Origin of the sequence: Kitasatospora putterlickiae (assembly GCF_039527695.1) — a bacterium.
Lineage (GTDB): Bacteria > Actinomycetota > Actinomycetes > Streptomycetales > Streptomycetaceae > Kitasatospora > Kitasatospora putterlickiae.
On record NZ_BAAAKJ010000122.1, the window covers coordinates 40,044 to 40,356 of the forward strand.

Consider the following 313-nt stretch of genomic DNA (forward strand, 5'->3'; position numbering starts at 1 on the left):
GCCGCCCGGCTCCTGTTCCTGCCCCTGCTCCTGCCCCTGTTCCGGCCGGTCGGCAGGCTCGGTGACCGGCTCGGGCGTCCAGTCGGTGACGGCCACCGACCCCAGGCCGAGCACCCCGAGCAGCAGGGCGGTGAGGATCGCGAAGGCTCGCGGTTGCATGACGGAGATCCCCCGGCGGATCGAGACGGACGGGACTCTCCCCATCCTGACGGCACGGGCGTGGGATTCCGTGTTATCGGCCGCCATTCGGGAGGTGTCGGCGACGCTATCGCACGCCCCTGCTGGTCAACGAAGCGGGCCGGTGGCTGGTCAC